Here is a 16,303-nt window from a genome sequence, read left to right as displayed (position 1 = left end):
GTACTCGCCGCAAATGTGCATAAGTAGCAAACAAAATAAGGTCGCAAAATCAAACTTGGCGACCTTATCTTGTTTAATGGCTCGGTTAGTTTAAAAAGGATTTAAGCTTAAACACTGGCCCCATTTTCTAACTGTTCATCTTCTTGTTTTACCAGCTTATGCTCACCTTCGTTACAACCGATTTTCCAATAGCTCGAGGTATAAAAATGACTCTTCGGCAATGAATGCGCATGCTTAAAATGCCTTCTTAACGCGCGCATGCTATTAAATTCACAGGCAATCCACACGGCGGGCTCGCCAGTAAGCCAAGGTAATTGGGCAATCCGCTCGACCAAAGGGCGACCTTCGGGATCGGCCTCAGGATTAATCACCCAATGCAGCTCAACATTTTCGGGATGCACAAGAGGCTGAATGTCGGCTTCGCTTAGCACTTCAATCACAGCGTAACCCATTGCATTGTTTGGCAATTGTGCCAAGTTCACGCTAATTGCGGGTAAGGCTGTCATATCACCTGCGAGTAAAAACCAATCTGCCTCAAGGTTAATCAGTTTTTTAAGCCCAGGTCCGCCGATTTGAATAATATCGCCCACCTGCGCCGTTTTCGCCCAACTCGATGCAGGGCCGTCGGTATCGTGCAGTACAAAATCCACATCAATTTCATCATTGCGTTGCTGGCGAATTGTGTAGGTTCGCATTAATGGACGCTCACCCGCTTGTGGGAATAACAACTTGATATAGGCACTCTCTTGATCAATAGGAAATCCAGCGAATCCCGCACCGCCTAAGGTCATGCGTAACATATGCGGAGTGATATAAGTGGAGCGGATCACTTCTAGCTCACGCGGTGCAGGTTTATTCATTATGATTTTCTCCTATGGCGTTTTCTGCCGTTAAGCGCAACTCAATGGCTCCTTTGCCAGTCATGTCTTTTGGCTGACTAGATGGTCTTTTTTGAGTAAGGCAATCAGTTTCACTTTTGGCGGCAATCGCCTCATCCACACTTTTGCTAATCCGATTGGCAAGTTTAATAAAAGTATCGACTTCGGCTGAACTGAGCGCCTGCGTCATGCGCGCCACGGTTTTACGTTCTGAGGCATTGATCTGAGTCATGATCTTTTCCCCCTCAGCCGTGGGTCGCAGCAACTGGCTGCGGCCATCCTTTGGGTTATCGATTTTAGTGATCAACCCGCCCTGCTGTAGCTCATTAAGAACACGGGTAATTTGTGCTTTATCCCGCTGCATTCGCAGGGCAATAGACTGGGCTGTCGATTCAGGATTGCGACACACCCCCTTCAAGGCACGGATATGAGTGACAGGTAAATCGATCTCTTGTGCAGCAATATCGCTACGCAATTGCTTTTTGTAGGCATGCACTAATCTGTGCAAAGTTTCACTGAGTGACAATGAAGGCATAGAAGGCATAGAAGGCTCTCGATATAGTTGACAGTATCAACAATATCGAGATTAGTTGATTGTGTCAACTAAGCAACAATATCCTGAGTGTGAGGCAATGTGTAAATAACCAGAAAATGATTAAGCACTGGCTTTCCAGTGACACGCCATAAACTCATCCTTGAGGGCTCGGCCGTGACATCCCTGTCACGAACGGTCACTTACAAACCAGTGCTTAATCTCATCAACTCCCGTGCATATTGATGACCTAATTTAGCCATTAGCCTGATGCAATTTGCGTTACAGGAAACTGCGCCACCATCACAAACTCGTTATGTTGATAATGTGGCGTCATCAAGATAGCTTGAATCAGTTCTTAAAAGATTTGATTCATTTTAGGGTAAAAAAAATGCCCTCCAATACCCGATAACAGGGCTTAAGGGCATGTTTTAGCGGAGTGATGAATCAGTCTGGTGTAGAGTGATTCACTAGCTGATTTTTGGACAGAAATCAGTTTCGGGAAATCGAATATTAGAAATTCATAAATAACTTCAGGTATGGCAAATTGAAAAACGCCCCTTTGTTACAAAGGGGGCGTCTTAATATCAGTACATTTAACGAAAAAATACGTTAGCAGATAAAATTGAACTCAATATTGATAATATAAGTTGTTGATTTATTTATATAATGGCACTTCAATTCATGTTTATGCAGATTGCCTCTGACTATAATATTGCTTTGTATAGTCAGTCAGTTGGACGTGAATGGAAGACGCACTCTCGTCTATGTCCTCTTTTTTCGATGGTTCTGAACTGTGTACCGAAGCTGCTATTTCTTGTGGCAAGAATCTAGACTTACCAATGTTGCTCTGTTGGGCTTTTAGATACTCTATTGTAACCCTTTCTGGGTTTTGGGAATGAAGATACTCAAGGTAACTGTATACTTTTTTCTGAAAACTAGTATGAACTTCATCAGCAGATGGCCAACTATCCCAGTCTATGAGTTTTACCCCACATGTCAAAAACACTTCAATAACAAATGTCGCACATGTAAACCCAATAGAACTATCATAATTACTATTTAACTTGCCAGTTTCTGGATCTAAACAATATACAGCATGATCTAGTCCATACCGAATATCGGTATCTCTGTTTTCTAGAGCAATGTGCTGTATGTGAGCAAGAATCACTTGTTTTCGAATTGGATGAAAATCTTCTCCCAAATCTAACCAAGTATATTTACTTGAAGGTGGCTCAAGTAGGTTTTGTTTATGATCACCCACATGCAAAAGCATTACACCTTCGTCGCTGTGGAATAGTATAGCAATATGATTCTGTTCACCTTGATACTGAGCCAACGCTACACCTACTGCGTCAACCTCAGCAAAAGCTTTTTCGTTTGGTAAGTTAATAAGCATCTAGTGTTAAATTAAACCTTTCAATATCTGATCAGGTTCGAGACCATCACTTGCCAAAGCAATTTTTACTTTTGCTACGCCCAATGACCAACTATCTAACTTATGTCTTGCAGGATAAGCAGCACTGATCATGGCTACCATTGCGGTGGGGCTCAATTTATTGATTTCCATTTCCAATAAAATATCACTTACAAGATCATACTGTTCTTTTGCAAAAAGCTGTTTGATTCCAGATATAGCAGGCAAAACTTCGCTAGCGGTGTTAGCTGATTTAGCATTTTGGTAAAATTCACTTAACCAAGGTAGCTTTCGCGCCACAGAGTCACTGACGATGACTTCTTTTGTCGCAGAATTCTCTAGGCTCCAACTTTTCTCAAAGCTTGTATGAGTTGAGTCAAAAACGTCTTTAGTTGGTGCTAGACCTATTGTGATAAAAAGTGATGCAGCAGTACATGTGACCGCAGCAAATTTCTTACCGAAGCTTTCAAGACTCGACATGCTCGGGGCTGAGAGCTTCGTATAGCTTGTCGGTGATGCACCATTGAAAAAAATCTCTGGCTTTGACATTTGCTCTGTGTAAAAAGTCGCTTGCTGAGTCATAATCAAAAATCCCTTCTATGAAGTAATCACTGTCTATCATAAAACATTGTTCATGCGATTGAGCGTGATTTACAATTCCACAATTCACATTCATTTTTGCGTTTTTGTCGATACTATCGAGAACTATTGTAAAGTTTGAATGCGCCCCTAAAATCTGGGCTTTGGCTAACTCTTCCTCTTCCAGTATAGAAACCAGAGAGCTTTTGAGTAGCTCATTCCATTGCAGAGATTCACCATTTTCGGTCAGTCGGCTTCTCTGGATTACATCTTTATAACGCAGTCCAATTCTCTTGATTGGTAATCCCATGCCAACATGTACTAACGCATCGTAAACACTAAAAATATATCCAAAGAACACTTCTTTAGATTCATACTTTGTTGTGACAAATGCTACGGAATCAGGAGAAACTACAACCCTAACAGTCTCATCGATTGATGAAAACTCATAAACAGGAGCCTCAACTTGAGAAACCGATTGCGTATCCGTGTTGACCTCTAAACTAACATTTTTTGATTTTTTGAATAAAGGTAACTTGCCCTTTATTGAATCATGTAGTTTTACTAGTTTTTCTGCGCTACCACTTCTGATGTCTTCAATTTCGGATACGAACACAAATTGACATACGACTTCAACCAGTGGATCGTTGCGGAATCGCACTCTAGGCTTTTGTTCAAAAGGCATTTTGAATGTGAACTCCCTTAGATGGGATAATATTAGCTAACTAAATATAGTAGGTTAAGTAGTCGCAAGTATACCATTTGTGAAAAAGAAGTCCCGAATTATTAATAGATTTTGTTAACAGATAACACTCTTCGCCACAATGTAAATGAGGTCCAAACCGAGTCAGCATTAGTAACACTTGTCCACACTTCTTGAAATCGGATTAGATTTGGTAAGGCAAACGTAGGCCCCTAGATTATTTAGAGTATTTAATCTAACTAATTTTGGGGCAAAAATTGGTTAGCCAGAAGTTCATTAAAAATGATCGTGTGCAGGGCGTGAACCAGACTAGGCAAGTCTGATTCACGGATTTTAACGAGGCTAGATGTATACGCAGGTCTTAACTAGATTAAGCACTCGCATGGATGTGAACGTCCGCGGCATGGATGCCACGTTCGAGCATACACGGATGTACTTGCTGCGAGTCACAGTAATGCGAGTGTTTAATCTCCGAGTCCGAGTTTAAGTCCATACGATTTTGATTTTAATAAGCCACAAACTAACACTCTAAATCCCCTATCGACTCCCGACTTTTTCCTTGTAATATAACGCTTTCACTCATGTTGAAACCCAAGGATGATAATGTATACCCCTAAGAATATGGCGATGACAGATCAGCAGGCCATCACAGCTTTTATCACGCAAAACAGCTTTGGTTTACTGGTTTCGAGCTCACTGAATGCGACCCATATTCCCTTTGTACTCGATGCAACATCGGGAGAGAAAGGCGTCTTGTATGGCCATGTTTCGCGAGCGAACTCACATTGGCAAGAGCTTGAAAAGCAGCGGGTATTAGTGGTTTTCAGCGGCGCACACGCTTACATTTCCCCAACTTGGTATGATGCTAAACCTGCGGTGCCTACATGGAATTATGCGGCGGTGCATTGTTATGGTGTCGCAAGTCTGTTGAGTGATACCGAAACCCAAGACATGTTGGACAAGTTAGTGGCGAAGTACGAACCCAAGCTATTGCAAGATAAACAAATTATGCCAGATGAGTATCAGCAGAAACTGCGCCAAGCTATCGTCGGCTTTAAAATTGTGATTGATGAGATTCAAGCAAAGGAAAAGCTCGGCCAGCATAGATCCATTAGCGATCAACAGGGTGTGTTCAGCGGCTTAAGTGCCAGCCCCCATGCCGATGCGACACAATTAGCCCACTATATGAATCAACGAGATATCGGCAAAGGCAATGGCTGAGCCCATGCAGCTAAACCAATACTTTGATTAGTCACTTATACGTATTCTGTAAAATCATTGAAAAGAAGACTTTAACGGCCTGCCCATATCTAAAACATTGCACCAATGACTAACCGTCAACCTGAAACGCTGCTAAATTACAGTCCTAACTCGCACGAATAAGGAAGCTGCATGCTCAATCCTGAACACAGTTACTGGCATGACACGCTTAAAGCCATTCGTCGTTGCGGTAGAAAACTCATTGAATTTGAACTGCTATTTACCTTAGTGTCGGCGGGCATTATCGTCCCGTCTTTTGGCTGGCTACTGCGCCATCTGATTGCCAAAACGGGCAATGTCACCATAACCAATTACGACTTAATCGCCTTCGCCATGTCTCCCTATGGCTTGCTATTTATGATCATTACCCTATTCAGCAGCTTTACCGTGTTTTTTACCCAGCGCGCTGGGGTCACGATTCTCGCCGCATCAGGGTTATACGATATTCCCATTGGCCCAGTGCGGGCACTGATTTTCGCCACGGCGCGCTTACCCGTATTCATTCGCCTTGGTTGCATATATGCGGCTTGCTTACTGCTGCTCAGCGTACCTTTTATGGGATTAGGGTATCTCATTTTCAGCGTGTTTCTACAGGGACACGACATCAATTACTACCTGTATTTCAAGCCAGTAGAATGGTATTTAGCCTTATCGAGCATGGCCTTCTTAGCATTACTCTATTTACTTATTAGCTTATATCTGTGGGCCAAAGCGGCCTTTTCCCTGACGATAATTGTCAGTGAAACAACCGATGCATTAACGGCACTCAAACGCAGTTGGCAGTTAAGCGCGGGCAATGAACGCGCGATTATGTGGCACGCGGCGGGATGGTGGTTAAGGATAGGGGCTTTGCTGTACCCCTTAATGCTGTTGATCTCATGGGGGGCCGATAGCTTACTCGACCGGGTTTCACTGACACTTTCGGCAGAATTAGCCATGTTGGCCCTCGTCTCTGCACTGATTTTTATGCTGAGTGCAACCTGGTCCTTACTCGGCATGTTTGGCGAAGCCTTTATCATCTTGTTGTTATACCGCCAACTGGGAGAGAAACCTGCAGGGTTAGAACGCCTTGGACGAGAGACAGTAAAAAAGACTTCAGAGCTGTCGATTTACACTCTAAGTGGCGTCTTGGTTACGACTTTTTTAATCATGCTGGGATTTGGAGTGTACGCCCTAAGCAGTGAGCCACAAAGGGATGAAATCCTCATTTCAGCCCACCGAGCGGGGGCCGCTAGGGCACCAGAAAATACCCTTGCGGCTTTGCGTTTAGCGATTGCAGAAAAGGCCGATTATGCTGAAATAGATGTGCAAACCGCCGCTGACGGCACCTTAATGGTGCTGCACGATGCGGATTTAATGCGTATCGCGGGCGATCCACGGCGAGTAGCCAATCTCAGCGCCAGTGAAATACAACAACTCGATGCGGGTCGCTGGCACAGTGCCGCCTTTGCAGGTGAATCCGTGCCGACACTACTACAAATGCTCAATGAGGCGCGCAATAAGATAGGTTTGAATATTGAGCTTAAATATAATCAAGCCGATCCCACCTTAGCGCAGGCTGTTGTTGCCCTACTGCAACAACAGAAAATGACACAACAAGTAGTGATTACCTCGCTCGAAGCAAGAGCCATTGAAGAAGTGCAACGACTAGACCCTTCAATCCAAACAGGGTTGATTGTCACCCAATCTATCGGCGACCCGATTAAGTCGAATGCGCAATTCCTAGCGATAAATCAGTCGATTACCAATGAGAAGTTTATCGCCAGAGCGCATAAGGGCGGCAAGCAAGTGCATGTATGGACAGTGAACAATCCACGGCAAATGCTACGCATGTTAGCACTGGGAGCCGATGTACTGATCACCGACTATCCACAGGAAGCGGTGGAAATACGAGAACAATGGCTATCACTGTCACCCGTTGAGCAGACGGCACTGCGCCTACGTTATGTACTGTAAATGCCGCAACGATTAGCTGGGCATAGCCTCAAGGCGCTTAGCTCTTCGCTGCAGTAACCAGAAGATGACTAATACTCCAAAGGAAGCGGCGAAGGTAGTCAGCGTCAGCGCAAAACCTTTGAATGACAATAGGTTTAAGCTAACACCATCTAACGCCAGCACAGCTAAACCCAGTGGCATTTGGATGGACACAGCGGTGAACCAATCGAAGGGGAGTTTCGGGATTCATTGTTATGGTGTCTCAAGCCTGTAGAAAGCTTCGACAGGCTATATTGAAGATTGTGATTGATATGATTCAAGCGAAGGAAAAGCTCGGCTAGCATAGACCCAACCCATTAGCGATCAACAGCGTGTTCAGTAGCTTGAGTACCTGCTTCCATGCCTATGCAGTTTGACTCACCGCTCACAGTAGGCGCTGAACATATCTACCGCAGCAAAGTTGTACTGACGCTAAATAGCCCTAGAACACTAGGGCCAATAGATACCATGCACTTATTCGTTAATAACCTAACGCACTAGAGCCCAGTATGCTTATCAAGCTTTAAAGTATTGATTATTGAGAAGGTGTAACCTAACTCGGTAAACATTTGCTCGATATTACGCTTAAAATCGATGGGGCGATCTAAATCGAGTTGATTAATAAAGAAGTGGTGTTTTGTCGGTATCTTAATCAGCAACTGTTTTTGATAGAAACAGGCTTCAACTTCGGCATTTAACTCGCGGCTCAAAGCCAACAGATTTTCCATCATCAAGGGATTGAGTAAGTAGCGCGCCTCGACTTGGTCGCTGCTATAAACCTCAAAGCGCCGCTCGAACCTTACGTCCTCAAGCTTGACGCGCGACAACTTAGTCTTAAAACCCTCAAGGCGATTTTTTAAACTGCCCTTATCTGTGACTAACAGCGTAGTACTATTGAATCGCTTAGGAATATTGCAAGCCAGCAGCACACCATTGAAGATGATCTCCCGCTGAACCGAGCCATTATCGTTCGCTTTAGTGTTGTAAGCATCGACCTCATAAAACTGAAACGGCACCTTGTTATAGGTTCCCTTAAGGCAATTTTGCGCATACTGCTTATCGGTTTTAGGCAGCAGCCCCAACTCAAGGAAGGGAGAGAAATCGACCTTAGGCTCCCTAGTTAGCGCAAAGTCATCGCCAAAATACTTAAGGCTAATGGGATAGAGTTTTTCAAAGGCGGCATTATAGAGCTCATTGCTTTCCTTACCCGAGGCAATGACCGCTAACGCTATCACGGGAGCGGGCAAGAACGCGACAATCATCAAAGGCACAAAATAATCCATAGGCACCAGCATAAACTGGACCCCAAGCAGCCCGGCGAAGGCGCCCAAAATAATAGTGATACCTATGTAGTAGATTGGGGTAGTGAACTTGGCATTTTCACGCCGCCTTTGGTTCACGCCTTCACGTTTAGCTTCAAACGGTGCGCATTTAGGGGCGACTTTTTGTTTGTAATACTTCTGAAAAGCAATACGGTGATCTTCGGGAATATCAAATTCAATCGAACTCATTGGCTCCTACTCTTACGATTCAAATCCATTTAGGCCAATGATTTTACATAATTTAGTGACCGAAAAACAGTTAAGCAGCCTGTTGGAAACAGTTACTAGTAATAAACAATAAGTAATACCAATCACATTAAATCTCTAATTTAGTTCAGAGCCTCACAGGCATTTCAATCCTAAAATCCAGCGTCCATTTTCAACTCGGCAATCCCTCATCTTATAAAATATAAAACCATCCATACAAAACACATTTACTTTGTTTGAACAATGTAAATTAAATGAGAATCGTTTGCATTTATGCGTTACAAGCTTAGAATCTCTGCGATTTTTAAAGCCTCTCTATAAAAGGACTTAGTTGTATGAAAGCTCATCCATATTCTCCTCTCTATTATGCTTTACTTCCCTTTTTATCCTTCCACGCAGTTGCAGAAGATATCCATAAGAAGACAGAAGAAGCCACTAAACTAGAGGTCATACAAGTTATTGGAACTAAACTCGATTTAAAACAAAAAGCACTTGAAATTCCTAGGTCTATTACTGTTATTACTGATAAATATATCGAAGATACCCAAGCGTCCGAGCTGACCGATGTATTAATGCAAACCCCAAGCATCAGTGTAAATAATAACGATAGGCCTCTTATGGGGGATATCAGTATTCGCGGTTTTGGAAATGAAAGGATTAACCTCCAAGTTGACGGGGTAAATTACAAACAGTATAGCGATGGAAGCAATACTAATGGTTATATTAGCCCGCTCGATTTAGACCCCAGTGTCGTTAAAGCAGTAGAAGTCACTCGTGGAGCCGACGGCATATCAGCGGGAAGCGGTGCTATAGGGGGACAAATTAAAGTTGTCACTAAAAATGCGTGGGATTATACCGCTGGAAACGCGGGGGCAGGCGTGTTAGTAAGAGCTGGTATGGGTGATGTCGACTCCATGCGGCGCGGTGGAATGACCGCTTACTATGCGACTGAAGATTTAGGTATCGCATTGCATGCCAATAGACGTACCTTTGGCGATGTCGAAGTTAATCCAAGGGATGATGAAGACTCACTTAGAGGTCAAACTGAAATATTAAAAAATGATGGCAAAAATGATGACCTGCGCTTAAAACTCAATTTGGAAACTCCAATAGGCCGTTTCGACTCGGATACCTTTTACACTAATTCCAAAATAGCAGAACTCCCCTTTGGTAATAACACTAATTGGATTGATCAACCCTTAAACGAAAGTGAAACGGGTAAGCGTTTAAGCCAGTCATTGGCCTATCACCTCGATAGCCACTCCCCTTGGATCAATCTGCAAGCACAAGTCTATTATCAAGACTACCAAAGAGTTCGCGAACAGCAAGGCAAGATCATACTCAACCCAACTGAATATCCATTCGATAAAAAAGATACTTTCGAGGATAAGAGCTTCGGCCTTAACTTGAGTAATGGCATAAGTCATGAAGTTAACCATTGGCGTGGTGAAGTTACTCTTTTTACCAATCTCGATTACAGCCAATTTCAAGACGAAGAATTTAATCGACTCACGAATACCAATGGCACTTACTATGGTAAAAGCCAAGGAGAAACCTTCGCTTTTGGCCTAAGACATGAATCTGATTACAGCACTTGGCTGAGCACAGAAGCAGGATTTCGCTTTGACTCCTATCAGAATGAATCCGATAACTACCCACAATTTGGTGAGAATAGGGATAATGCATGGTCAGCTAATGCAGGCTTAACCATTCGACCGACAGACTGGTTACGCCTCTATAGTCGCTATAGTGAAAGCTTTCGTGGGCCAAATTTAAGGGAGCTATACAAGAAAGATGAATGGATTTGTCATAGACCAAGCAAACAATGCTACAGCGAACCACAACCAGACTTAGAGGCCGAAAATAGCCGTAACTATGAAGTTGGATTTGGCTTAGTATTCAACGAACTTGCTTATGCTGATCGGCTCTTATTCAAACTAAACTGGTTTGATACCCAAGTCGAAAATTATATCGACACGGCACCTTATATGTACAAAATTGTTGATGGCCAAAAAGAACCTGCCTCCCCAACAGAAGCCACACACAGAGATTATTCCAGTAAAAATATTGGCATGCTCTATTCAAGCGGTATCGAAGCAGAATTGACCTATCAATATAATAATATTGATATGTTTGCTAATTACAGCAAAGTGAAAATGGATGTCGAGGGCATGCCCAACTTCTACCTAGGCACCATTGAAGATATTCGCCAGCCCTACAACCGCGCCCCCCAAGATAAAATCAATCTAGGGATTAGCTGGCAGCTGATATCACAACTGAGACTGTCATGGACATCGAGTTTTGCTATGGATATGACCCGTCTTCCCGAAGCACAACTCAAAAGAGGGATGGATGCAGAAGGCTATCAACTTCACAGTGTATACCTAACTTATCAAGCGCCTTGGTTAGCGAGCCTAGAACTCAGGGCAGGTATTGAGAATCTTATGGATGAGAATTACTCAGTTTGGCCTGATGATGAGGAAAAAACCTTACCTGGACGTAACTACAAACTGGCACTCAGTTATGAATTCTAGAAAATGCATCAACGAACACTATCTTCTGACTAAATTGTAAATTCACAAAATCAAGGCCATTGAAACAACTTTAATGGCCTAAACTTACAAGTAAGAATATGATAAATATAATTTTTTAGGCTTCTCAACTTTTTAGTTCAACCTCACCTCGAAACGCTTAGCTCTACGCTGCAACAACCAAAAGATGACTAACACCCCAAAGGAAGCGGCTAAGGTGGTCAGCGTCAGCGCAAAACCTTTGAATGATAATAGGTTTAAGCTAAAACCATCTAACGCTAACACAGCCAAGCCCAGTGGCATTTGGATAAACACAGCAGTGAACCAATCGAAGGGAAGTTGAGGAAAAATCCTGTGGTAAGCGTAAAGCATTAAACCTGCTAGTAATATCAGCAAACTCGCATCGTGAGCCCCTAACAACAGGTACTCCACACTATTTGGGGTAATCTTGGGCACTGCACTTAACATATCCAGCATATAACCCGCGCTAGCGACTAAGGAGAAACTGATAAAACTCAATAACGCTAATAAGATACCAAAGCCAAGAGCGGGTAAATATTTCATTGAAGGTCTCTCTATTTGCAGCTGAAAATATACCGTCTCATTTCCCGAAAAACCACAGCATGCAAGCCACAGAATAGAAAAGGGACTTTAGCTACAATAGCAGGCTAAATTTCCCTTAGCTATTAAGACCATAGTCTTATGGCTAGCACAAACCCGTGCGCGATATACGGTGAGCAAACAGGTAAAACGCAAGCGCCAAATGTTAATTCACTTATTTATCCGCCTGATATTCAGCTAACTGTTTACGGTATTTGTCTTGGAAGAATGGATGGTCCGTTAACTCAAGCGCTTGCTTTTCATACTTAATCGCTTCAGTTCGCTGACCTTGGCTCGCATAGACACTTGCCAATGCATGGCTGGCCTCGAATGCTGTTGGGATCGCCTTTAAGGTTTGCAGATAAATGTCGATAGCTTTGGCAGGATCAGTCGTCTCGCAGGAACTTGCCAACGCGATAAGCGAATCGATAGCGGGCACGTCAAAACCATATTTGTCGTTCGACAGGGTTTTATAATGCGCCAAAATAGCGGCTACGCCTTGACGTGATATGGTCGAGTCAGGCTTAAGCACTTGGTGTACATCGTTAAAAATAGCTTCAATACCATAAGCTGTCGCCAAAATAGGTTGGGTCATATAGTAAGTGCCATCGAAGCGCTTGATGCGGTAGTCGAGAGAATCCGTGGCGTTCGCTTTGATGATGGCTTCAAGCTTGGCAAAGTCAGCTAACTGATTTTGTTCGAAATCACTGTCGCTAGTGCTCATAAAAAGGAATCTTGGCTTCCCTTTCATCCCTGCGAGCTTCTTTGCAGCATCTGCCATTACAAAAGCGTAGTTATCATCCAGTACCGGACTTGCGGCGATGTAAGCATTAAATAAGCTTGGGCGATTCAAAAGCGTGTAGAGGCTAAAAGTGGCATTGCCAGTGAAGCCATTAAGGATCCGAAAACCATTTGTGCGATATTGTTTGTCGATGGCGGGCAGTAGATCTTGTTCCATAAAATCCAAAAACTGCTGATTTTCTTGCTGCTTAATGGCTAAAGTTTTTAACTCACCTAAGCCTGCATGACCATCTGGCGCCGTCACGATAATGGTTTCCAGCCAAGGCCAGCCACCGTTATGACTCATCCAGTCTTCCATTCCAGCGAGATAGCCATGGCTACGAGGATGTAAATCCACCAGCACCACATAGCGTTTATCCGCTTTCGATTGGTAACTCGCTGGTAATGTCACCTTAAAATCAGCAGGCTCAGTTAACAGGCTCGAACTGACCTTTAACATCTGTGGTTGAGCGGGAAAGGTATTATCGGCATTTACTGACACACTGAAGAATGCAAAGCAGTAAATCATCAGCAGAATTAATAGCGTACGCATAAATTTCATTCCTTGAAAATCAACTATATAAGTATCAGCCGAAGTTAACACCCGTATTCTTGAAAGTAAATCCGATATCACGGCCTAACCCTTTCGCCAAACACATACCCAATATTAGCCATTCCCATTTTGGTTGTGATGGCGGTGGTAAGACTCGCGAAATAGACTAGCCAATTTCACCAATAACGCTTAGGATCGGAGTTGCATTTTTAAGCCAACATATTGTGGAGTATCAAAACATTATGGGTATCAGAGCCATAGTCGTAGACACAGCAGGCACCACGACAGACCTAAACTTTATCCAAGATGTACTATTCCCCTATTCTGTCAAAGCCTTGCCAGACTTTTTAGAACAGAACCAACACAATGTATTGGTTGAAAACTGTATTTGCGACACCCGAGATATCGCCCTAGAGCCAGATGCGGACTTAGCACGCGTGACTGAAATTTTGCAGCAGTGGGTCAGCGAAGATCGTAAAGCGACACCACTCAAAACTCTGCAAGGCTTGATCTGGAAGCAAGGCTACGCCCATGGCGAATTTAAGGGCCATATCTTCCCTGACTTTATTGAAGCGGTGAAACGTTTTAGCGCGCAAAAGTTGCGTATTTACAGTTTTTCATCAGGCTCTGTTGATGCGCAAAAACTGTTATTCAGCCACAGTGACGGCGGCGATTTAACTGAGATGTTCAACGGTCATTTTGATACCCGTACAGGCAACAAATTAGATAAACAGGCTTACTGCAATATCCTCAACACTATCAGCTTAAGCCCTAAGCAAGTGCTGTTTGTGTCTGATGTGATTGAAGAATTAAAGGCTGCCGAAGCTGCAGGCATGATGACCTGCCAAATGGTACGCGATAGCAAACAGCGCACTGGTGAGTTCCGTAAAATCAGCAGCTTCGATGAGTTGCTGATTGAATAACGTGATTGTTGAAGAACGCAATAGTCGACTAATTCAGCCAAGCTGATTTAGCCAAAAATGAAAGCGACCTTATGGTCGCTTTTTTATGGGTCTGCTTATTTGCCCTTTTCCGTCAGTGGAAACGCGGCCGAGATACACTTTTTCACTTCAAAACGATAACCATAATCCGCTTTCTTATCCGGCGTGATCTGCAAAATCTCATAGTCATTTAACTCGATCACATTCGATTCGGCGGGCTTCTCACAACGCGAACGGCTATTGGCTTCAAGCGCAAAGGCAAACGTCGCTAACCATTGCCGCACGAGATACTGATATTGCGCCCGCACCGACGCATAGGTTTGCTTGCGTTCCGCTTCTTCGCGCTCATCGGCGGTTTGTTTATCAGCCGGTTTGTCGGCTTCAAGCTCGGGCTTAATCTTAGCTAACTCAGCAATCGGTGCCGTCAGCACATCGGTCGTATGCGGCATAAGCCCTAATGCTGGCTCAACGGGATTATGCTCAGAGGCTTCTTGGGTTGTTGTAATAAAGTCCGCAAACGAGGTTTGAAGACGGGTTTCTAAATCAATCAGTAAGCTCAAGTGATATAAGACCACAGCCGCCAACACGATACGGATCGTAAAGGTCGTTTTACGAAATGATGTATGTGAGGTGATCCGTAACGACTTGACACCCAAAGGTTTAAGCAAAAAAATTAATACTAAATAGATGGGGATAATCAACTGCAATGCCAGCAGCACAATTGCGCTCACCATTAAAAACCAAGCGGGCATATAGAGTAAAATCGCTAAGTTATGGGTGTAATCCAGATGACTTGCCGACACCCCAACCACTTCATTGACTATGGCGCCAGACCAACCTAAGGCAAAGTTGGCAATAATAGCGTAAAACAGCAACAACACGGCCTTGCCTGCCAAACTGTGCCAGACCCGCTCGAACACGGGCCAAAACTCGATGGCCATAGCAATAACCGCAATCACGGCGACCACACCCATCAAGTCGGTACTAAAGGCCAATATCAAGGCAATAAGATACAGCTTTTGCGCAAAGGATAACTTAGCAAACCCTTGGCTTAGGTAGCGCCACAACTTGCTCAACCCTAGCTGGAGCTCGCTAGGCAAAGGCTTGATGACTTGCCGTAAGTGCTGGCGGGCAGATTCAGTGTAACGACCTAAATTCATTATAATTTTAAATTCCGGTTACGATTAAGACACGCTTGAGTTACCGATGTAAGCTGCAAAATCTATGGCGACACTCGCGTCAACTATGCCAGTGTAGCGACTAACTTTGGCAATTCACTAACAAAACTTGCCGAATCGTCCTTTAGCGGCGAAATGAATCTCCCACGAGATTCTATGTCGATGATGCGGAGCAGAAATACCGTTTAAATGGATTTGGAAGTAATACCTATGAGTAAAATTAAAGCGACCTTAAGATCGCCTCAATGAAGTGTTATGAACCTAACCCAGAATAGACTCAAACGACATTTAACTCCCGCTCGGCAAAGACAGCTTTCGCGACGAACATGCCATTCAGTGCTGCGGGGAAGCCCGCATAAACAGACATTTGCAGTATCACTTCGACGATTTCCTGCGGTGCACAACCAACATTCAACGCGCCATTAATATGGACGTTAAGCTGCGGCTGACAATACCCTAATGCAGTGAGCGCCGCGACTGTAACTAACTCACGCGTCTTAAGATCGAGTCCTTCACGTTGATAAATATCCCCAAAAGGATATTCGATAATGTACTTGCCCAAGTCGGGGCAAATATTTGCTAGACTGTTGATCACTTTCTCGCCCGCTTCGCCGTCGATTTCAGTCAGCTTAGCTAAGCCCTGCACATACCTTTGATTACTCATTTTGACTCCTTAGGATTTGACCACAGAAGTCAGCTTACGCCTTAGAGTTAACTCTAAGTCAACAGTTGATTGATGAATAGCATAGGCAGCCCTTTGATTGAAGTAAAAAGACAACAGAGGCAGATATAAGTTAATACTATTAATAATTTATGACCTAAAAACACAACTTAGCGACTCAGCCGAA

General features: G+C 43.7%; 14 protein-coding genes and 1 pseudogene. 4 read left to right on the top strand and 11 right to left on the bottom strand.

Translation table 11 applies throughout. The features are described from left to right. Nucleotides 1-107 precede the first annotated feature (107 nt). From Q4Q50_RS11595 to Q4Q50_RS11575, 5 genes are all read right to left on the bottom strand, one after another. Nucleotides 108-860 (bottom strand): siderophore-interacting protein, encoded by a 753-nt coding sequence (locus Q4Q50_RS11595; protein WP_311899412.1) that lies wholly within the window; start codon nucleotides 858-860, stop codon nucleotides 108-110. Further along, nucleotides 853-1,422 (bottom strand): MarR family winged helix-turn-helix transcriptional regulator, encoded by a 570-nt coding sequence (locus Q4Q50_RS11590; protein ID WP_311899411.1) that lies wholly within the window; start codon nucleotides 1,420-1,422, stop codon nucleotides 853-855. Before Q4Q50_RS11590 ends, Q4Q50_RS11595 begins: the two co-directional genes overlap by 8 nt. 676 nt (nucleotides 1,423-2,098) lie before the next feature. Continuing rightward, on the bottom strand, nucleotides 2,099-2,809 hold the full coding sequence (locus Q4Q50_RS11585; protein ID WP_311899410.1) for a hypothetical protein: 711 nt from the start codon (nucleotides 2,807-2,809) through the stop codon (nucleotides 2,099-2,101). A 6-nt stretch (nucleotides 2,810-2,815) separates the two neighbouring features. Then, nucleotides 2,816-3,307, bottom strand: a complete 492-nt coding sequence (locus Q4Q50_RS11580) for a hypothetical protein (protein ID WP_311899409.1) — start codon at nucleotides 3,305-3,307, stop codon at nucleotides 2,816-2,818. Further along, entirely contained in the window at nucleotides 3,294-4,091 is a 798-nt protein-coding gene (locus tag Q4Q50_RS11575) for a TIGR04255 family protein (protein ID WP_311899407.1), read from the bottom strand. The genes Q4Q50_RS11580 and Q4Q50_RS11575 overlap by 14 nt, the downstream gene beginning before the upstream one ends. Before the next feature lie 621 nt (nucleotides 4,092-4,712). Between Q4Q50_RS11575 and Q4Q50_RS11570 the strand changes: the two genes are divergently transcribed. Together Q4Q50_RS11570 and Q4Q50_RS11565 are read left to right on the top strand one after the other, a co-directional pair. Next, nucleotides 4,713-5,330 (top strand): FMN-binding negative transcriptional regulator, encoded by a 618-nt coding sequence (locus tag Q4Q50_RS11570; RefSeq protein WP_311899406.1) that lies wholly within the window; start codon nucleotides 4,713-4,715, stop codon nucleotides 5,328-5,330. Nucleotides 5,331-5,501: 171 nt separating this feature from the next. Next, nucleotides 5,502-7,325, top strand: coding sequence for a glycerophosphodiester phosphodiesterase (locus Q4Q50_RS11565; RefSeq protein WP_259529361.1), 1,824 nt, complete (start codon nucleotides 5,502-5,504; stop codon nucleotides 7,323-7,325). A 12-nt stretch (nucleotides 7,326-7,337) separates the two neighbouring features. Here Q4Q50_RS11565 and Q4Q50_RS11560 read toward each other — a convergent pair. Both Q4Q50_RS11560 and Q4Q50_RS11555 read right to left on the bottom strand, forming a co-directional pair. Next, nucleotides 7,338-7,547 (bottom strand): annotated as a pseudogene (locus Q4Q50_RS11560) (hypothetical protein); the annotation flags it as partial. A gap of 293 nt (nucleotides 7,548-7,840) precedes the next feature. After that, nucleotides 7,841-8,854, bottom strand: a complete 1,014-nt coding sequence (locus tag Q4Q50_RS11555) for a DUF3137 domain-containing protein (RefSeq protein ID WP_311899405.1) — start codon at nucleotides 8,852-8,854, stop codon at nucleotides 7,841-7,843. A gap of 353 nt (nucleotides 8,855-9,207) precedes the next feature. On the opposite strand from Q4Q50_RS11555, the gene Q4Q50_RS11550 reads away from it, so the two are divergent. Then, a complete protein-coding gene (locus tag Q4Q50_RS11550) occupies nucleotides 9,208-11,406 on the top strand; it encodes a TonB-dependent receptor domain-containing protein (RefSeq protein ID WP_311899404.1) in 2,199 nt (732 codons plus the stop codon). Between the two features lie 132 nt (nucleotides 11,407-11,538). Here the strand turns inward: Q4Q50_RS11550 and Q4Q50_RS11545 are convergent, their stop codons facing one another. Together Q4Q50_RS11545 and Q4Q50_RS11540 are read right to left on the bottom strand one after the other, a co-directional pair. Then, complete coding sequence (locus Q4Q50_RS11545) at nucleotides 11,539-11,967, bottom strand: hypothetical protein (RefSeq protein WP_311899403.1); 429 nt, start codon at nucleotides 11,965-11,967, stop codon at nucleotides 11,539-11,541. A gap of 211 nt (nucleotides 11,968-12,178) precedes the next feature. Beyond that, nucleotides 12,179-13,336, bottom strand: coding sequence for an alpha/beta hydrolase-fold protein (locus Q4Q50_RS11540; RefSeq protein ID WP_311899402.1), 1,158 nt, complete (start codon nucleotides 13,334-13,336; stop codon nucleotides 12,179-12,181). A gap of 242 nt (nucleotides 13,337-13,578) precedes the next feature. On the opposite strand from Q4Q50_RS11540, the gene mtnC reads away from it, so the two are divergent. After that, on the top strand, nucleotides 13,579-14,259 hold the full coding sequence (gene mtnC / locus Q4Q50_RS11535) for an acireductone synthase (protein ID WP_107403157.1): 681 nt from the start codon (nucleotides 13,579-13,581) through the stop codon (nucleotides 14,257-14,259). Nucleotides 14,260-14,354: 95 nt separating this feature from the next. Here the strand turns inward: mtnC and Q4Q50_RS11530 are convergent, their stop codons facing one another. Both Q4Q50_RS11530 and Q4Q50_RS11525 read right to left on the bottom strand, forming a co-directional pair. Continuing rightward, nucleotides 14,355-15,437: a hypothetical protein gene (locus tag Q4Q50_RS11530; RefSeq protein WP_012586387.1), complete on the bottom strand. Its 1,083-nt coding sequence runs from the start codon at nucleotides 15,435-15,437 to the stop codon at nucleotides 14,355-14,357. 295 nt (nucleotides 15,438-15,732) lie between these two features. Continuing rightward, a complete protein-coding gene (locus Q4Q50_RS11525) occupies nucleotides 15,733-16,119 on the bottom strand; it encodes a carboxymuconolactone decarboxylase family protein (protein ID WP_311899400.1) in 387 nt (128 codons plus the stop codon). Nucleotides 16,120-16,303 lie beyond the last annotated feature (184 nt).

The organism is Shewanella scandinavica, assembly GCF_031932065.1.
Lineage (GTDB): Bacteria > Pseudomonadota > Gammaproteobacteria > Enterobacterales > Shewanellaceae > Shewanella > Shewanella baltica.
This window is presented reverse-complemented; position numbering and strand designations above follow the sequence as displayed.

What these genes read in the sequence shown, in the direction of transcription:
- Q4Q50_RS11565 (WP_259529361.1), top strand. Translation starts at nt 5,502, where the DNA reads ATGCTCAATCCTGAACACAGTTACTGGCATGACACGCTTAAAGCCATT.
- Q4Q50_RS11525 (WP_311899400.1), bottom strand. Translation starts at nt 16,119, where the DNA reads ATGAGTAATCAAAGGTATGTGCAGGGCTTAGCTAAGCTGACTGAAATC.
- Q4Q50_RS11555 (WP_311899405.1), bottom strand. Translation starts at nt 8,854, where the DNA reads ATGAGTTCGATTGAATTTGATATTCCCGAAGATCACCGTATTGCTTTT.
- Q4Q50_RS11570 (WP_311899406.1), top strand. Translation starts at nt 4,713, where the DNA reads ATGTATACCCCTAAGAATATGGCGATGACAGATCAGCAGGCCATCACA.
- Q4Q50_RS11595 (WP_311899412.1), bottom strand. Translation starts at nt 860, where the DNA reads ATGAATAAACCTGCACCGCGTGAGCTAGAAGTGATCCGCTCCACTTAT.
- Q4Q50_RS11540 (WP_311899402.1), bottom strand. Translation starts at nt 13,336, where the DNA reads ATGCGTACGCTATTAATTCTGCTGATGATTTACTGCTTTGCATTCTTC.
- Q4Q50_RS11550 (WP_311899404.1), top strand. Translation starts at nt 9,208, where the DNA reads ATGAAAGCTCATCCATATTCTCCTCTCTATTATGCTTTACTTCCCTTT.
- Q4Q50_RS11590 (WP_311899411.1), bottom strand. Translation starts at nt 1,422, where the DNA reads ATGCCTTCTATGCCTTCATTGTCACTCAGTGAAACTTTGCACAGATTA.
- Q4Q50_RS11530 (WP_012586387.1), bottom strand. Translation starts at nt 15,437, where the DNA reads ATGAATTTAGGTCGTTACACTGAATCTGCCCGCCAGCACTTACGGCAA.
- Q4Q50_RS11585 (WP_311899410.1), bottom strand. Translation starts at nt 2,809, where the DNA reads ATGCTTATTAACTTACCAAACGAAAAAGCTTTTGCTGAGGTTGACGCA.
- mtnC (WP_107403157.1), top strand. Translation starts at nt 13,579, where the DNA reads ATGGGTATCAGAGCCATAGTCGTAGACACAGCAGGCACCACGACAGAC.
- Q4Q50_RS11575 (WP_311899407.1), bottom strand. Translation starts at nt 4,091, where the DNA reads ATGCCTTTTGAACAAAAGCCTAGAGTGCGATTCCGCAACGATCCACTG.
- Q4Q50_RS11580 (WP_311899409.1), bottom strand. Translation starts at nt 3,307, where the DNA reads ATGTCGAGTCTTGAAAGCTTCGGTAAGAAATTTGCTGCGGTCACATGT.
- Q4Q50_RS11545 (WP_311899403.1), bottom strand. Translation starts at nt 11,967, where the DNA reads ATGAAATATTTACCCGCTCTTGGCTTTGGTATCTTATTAGCGTTATTG.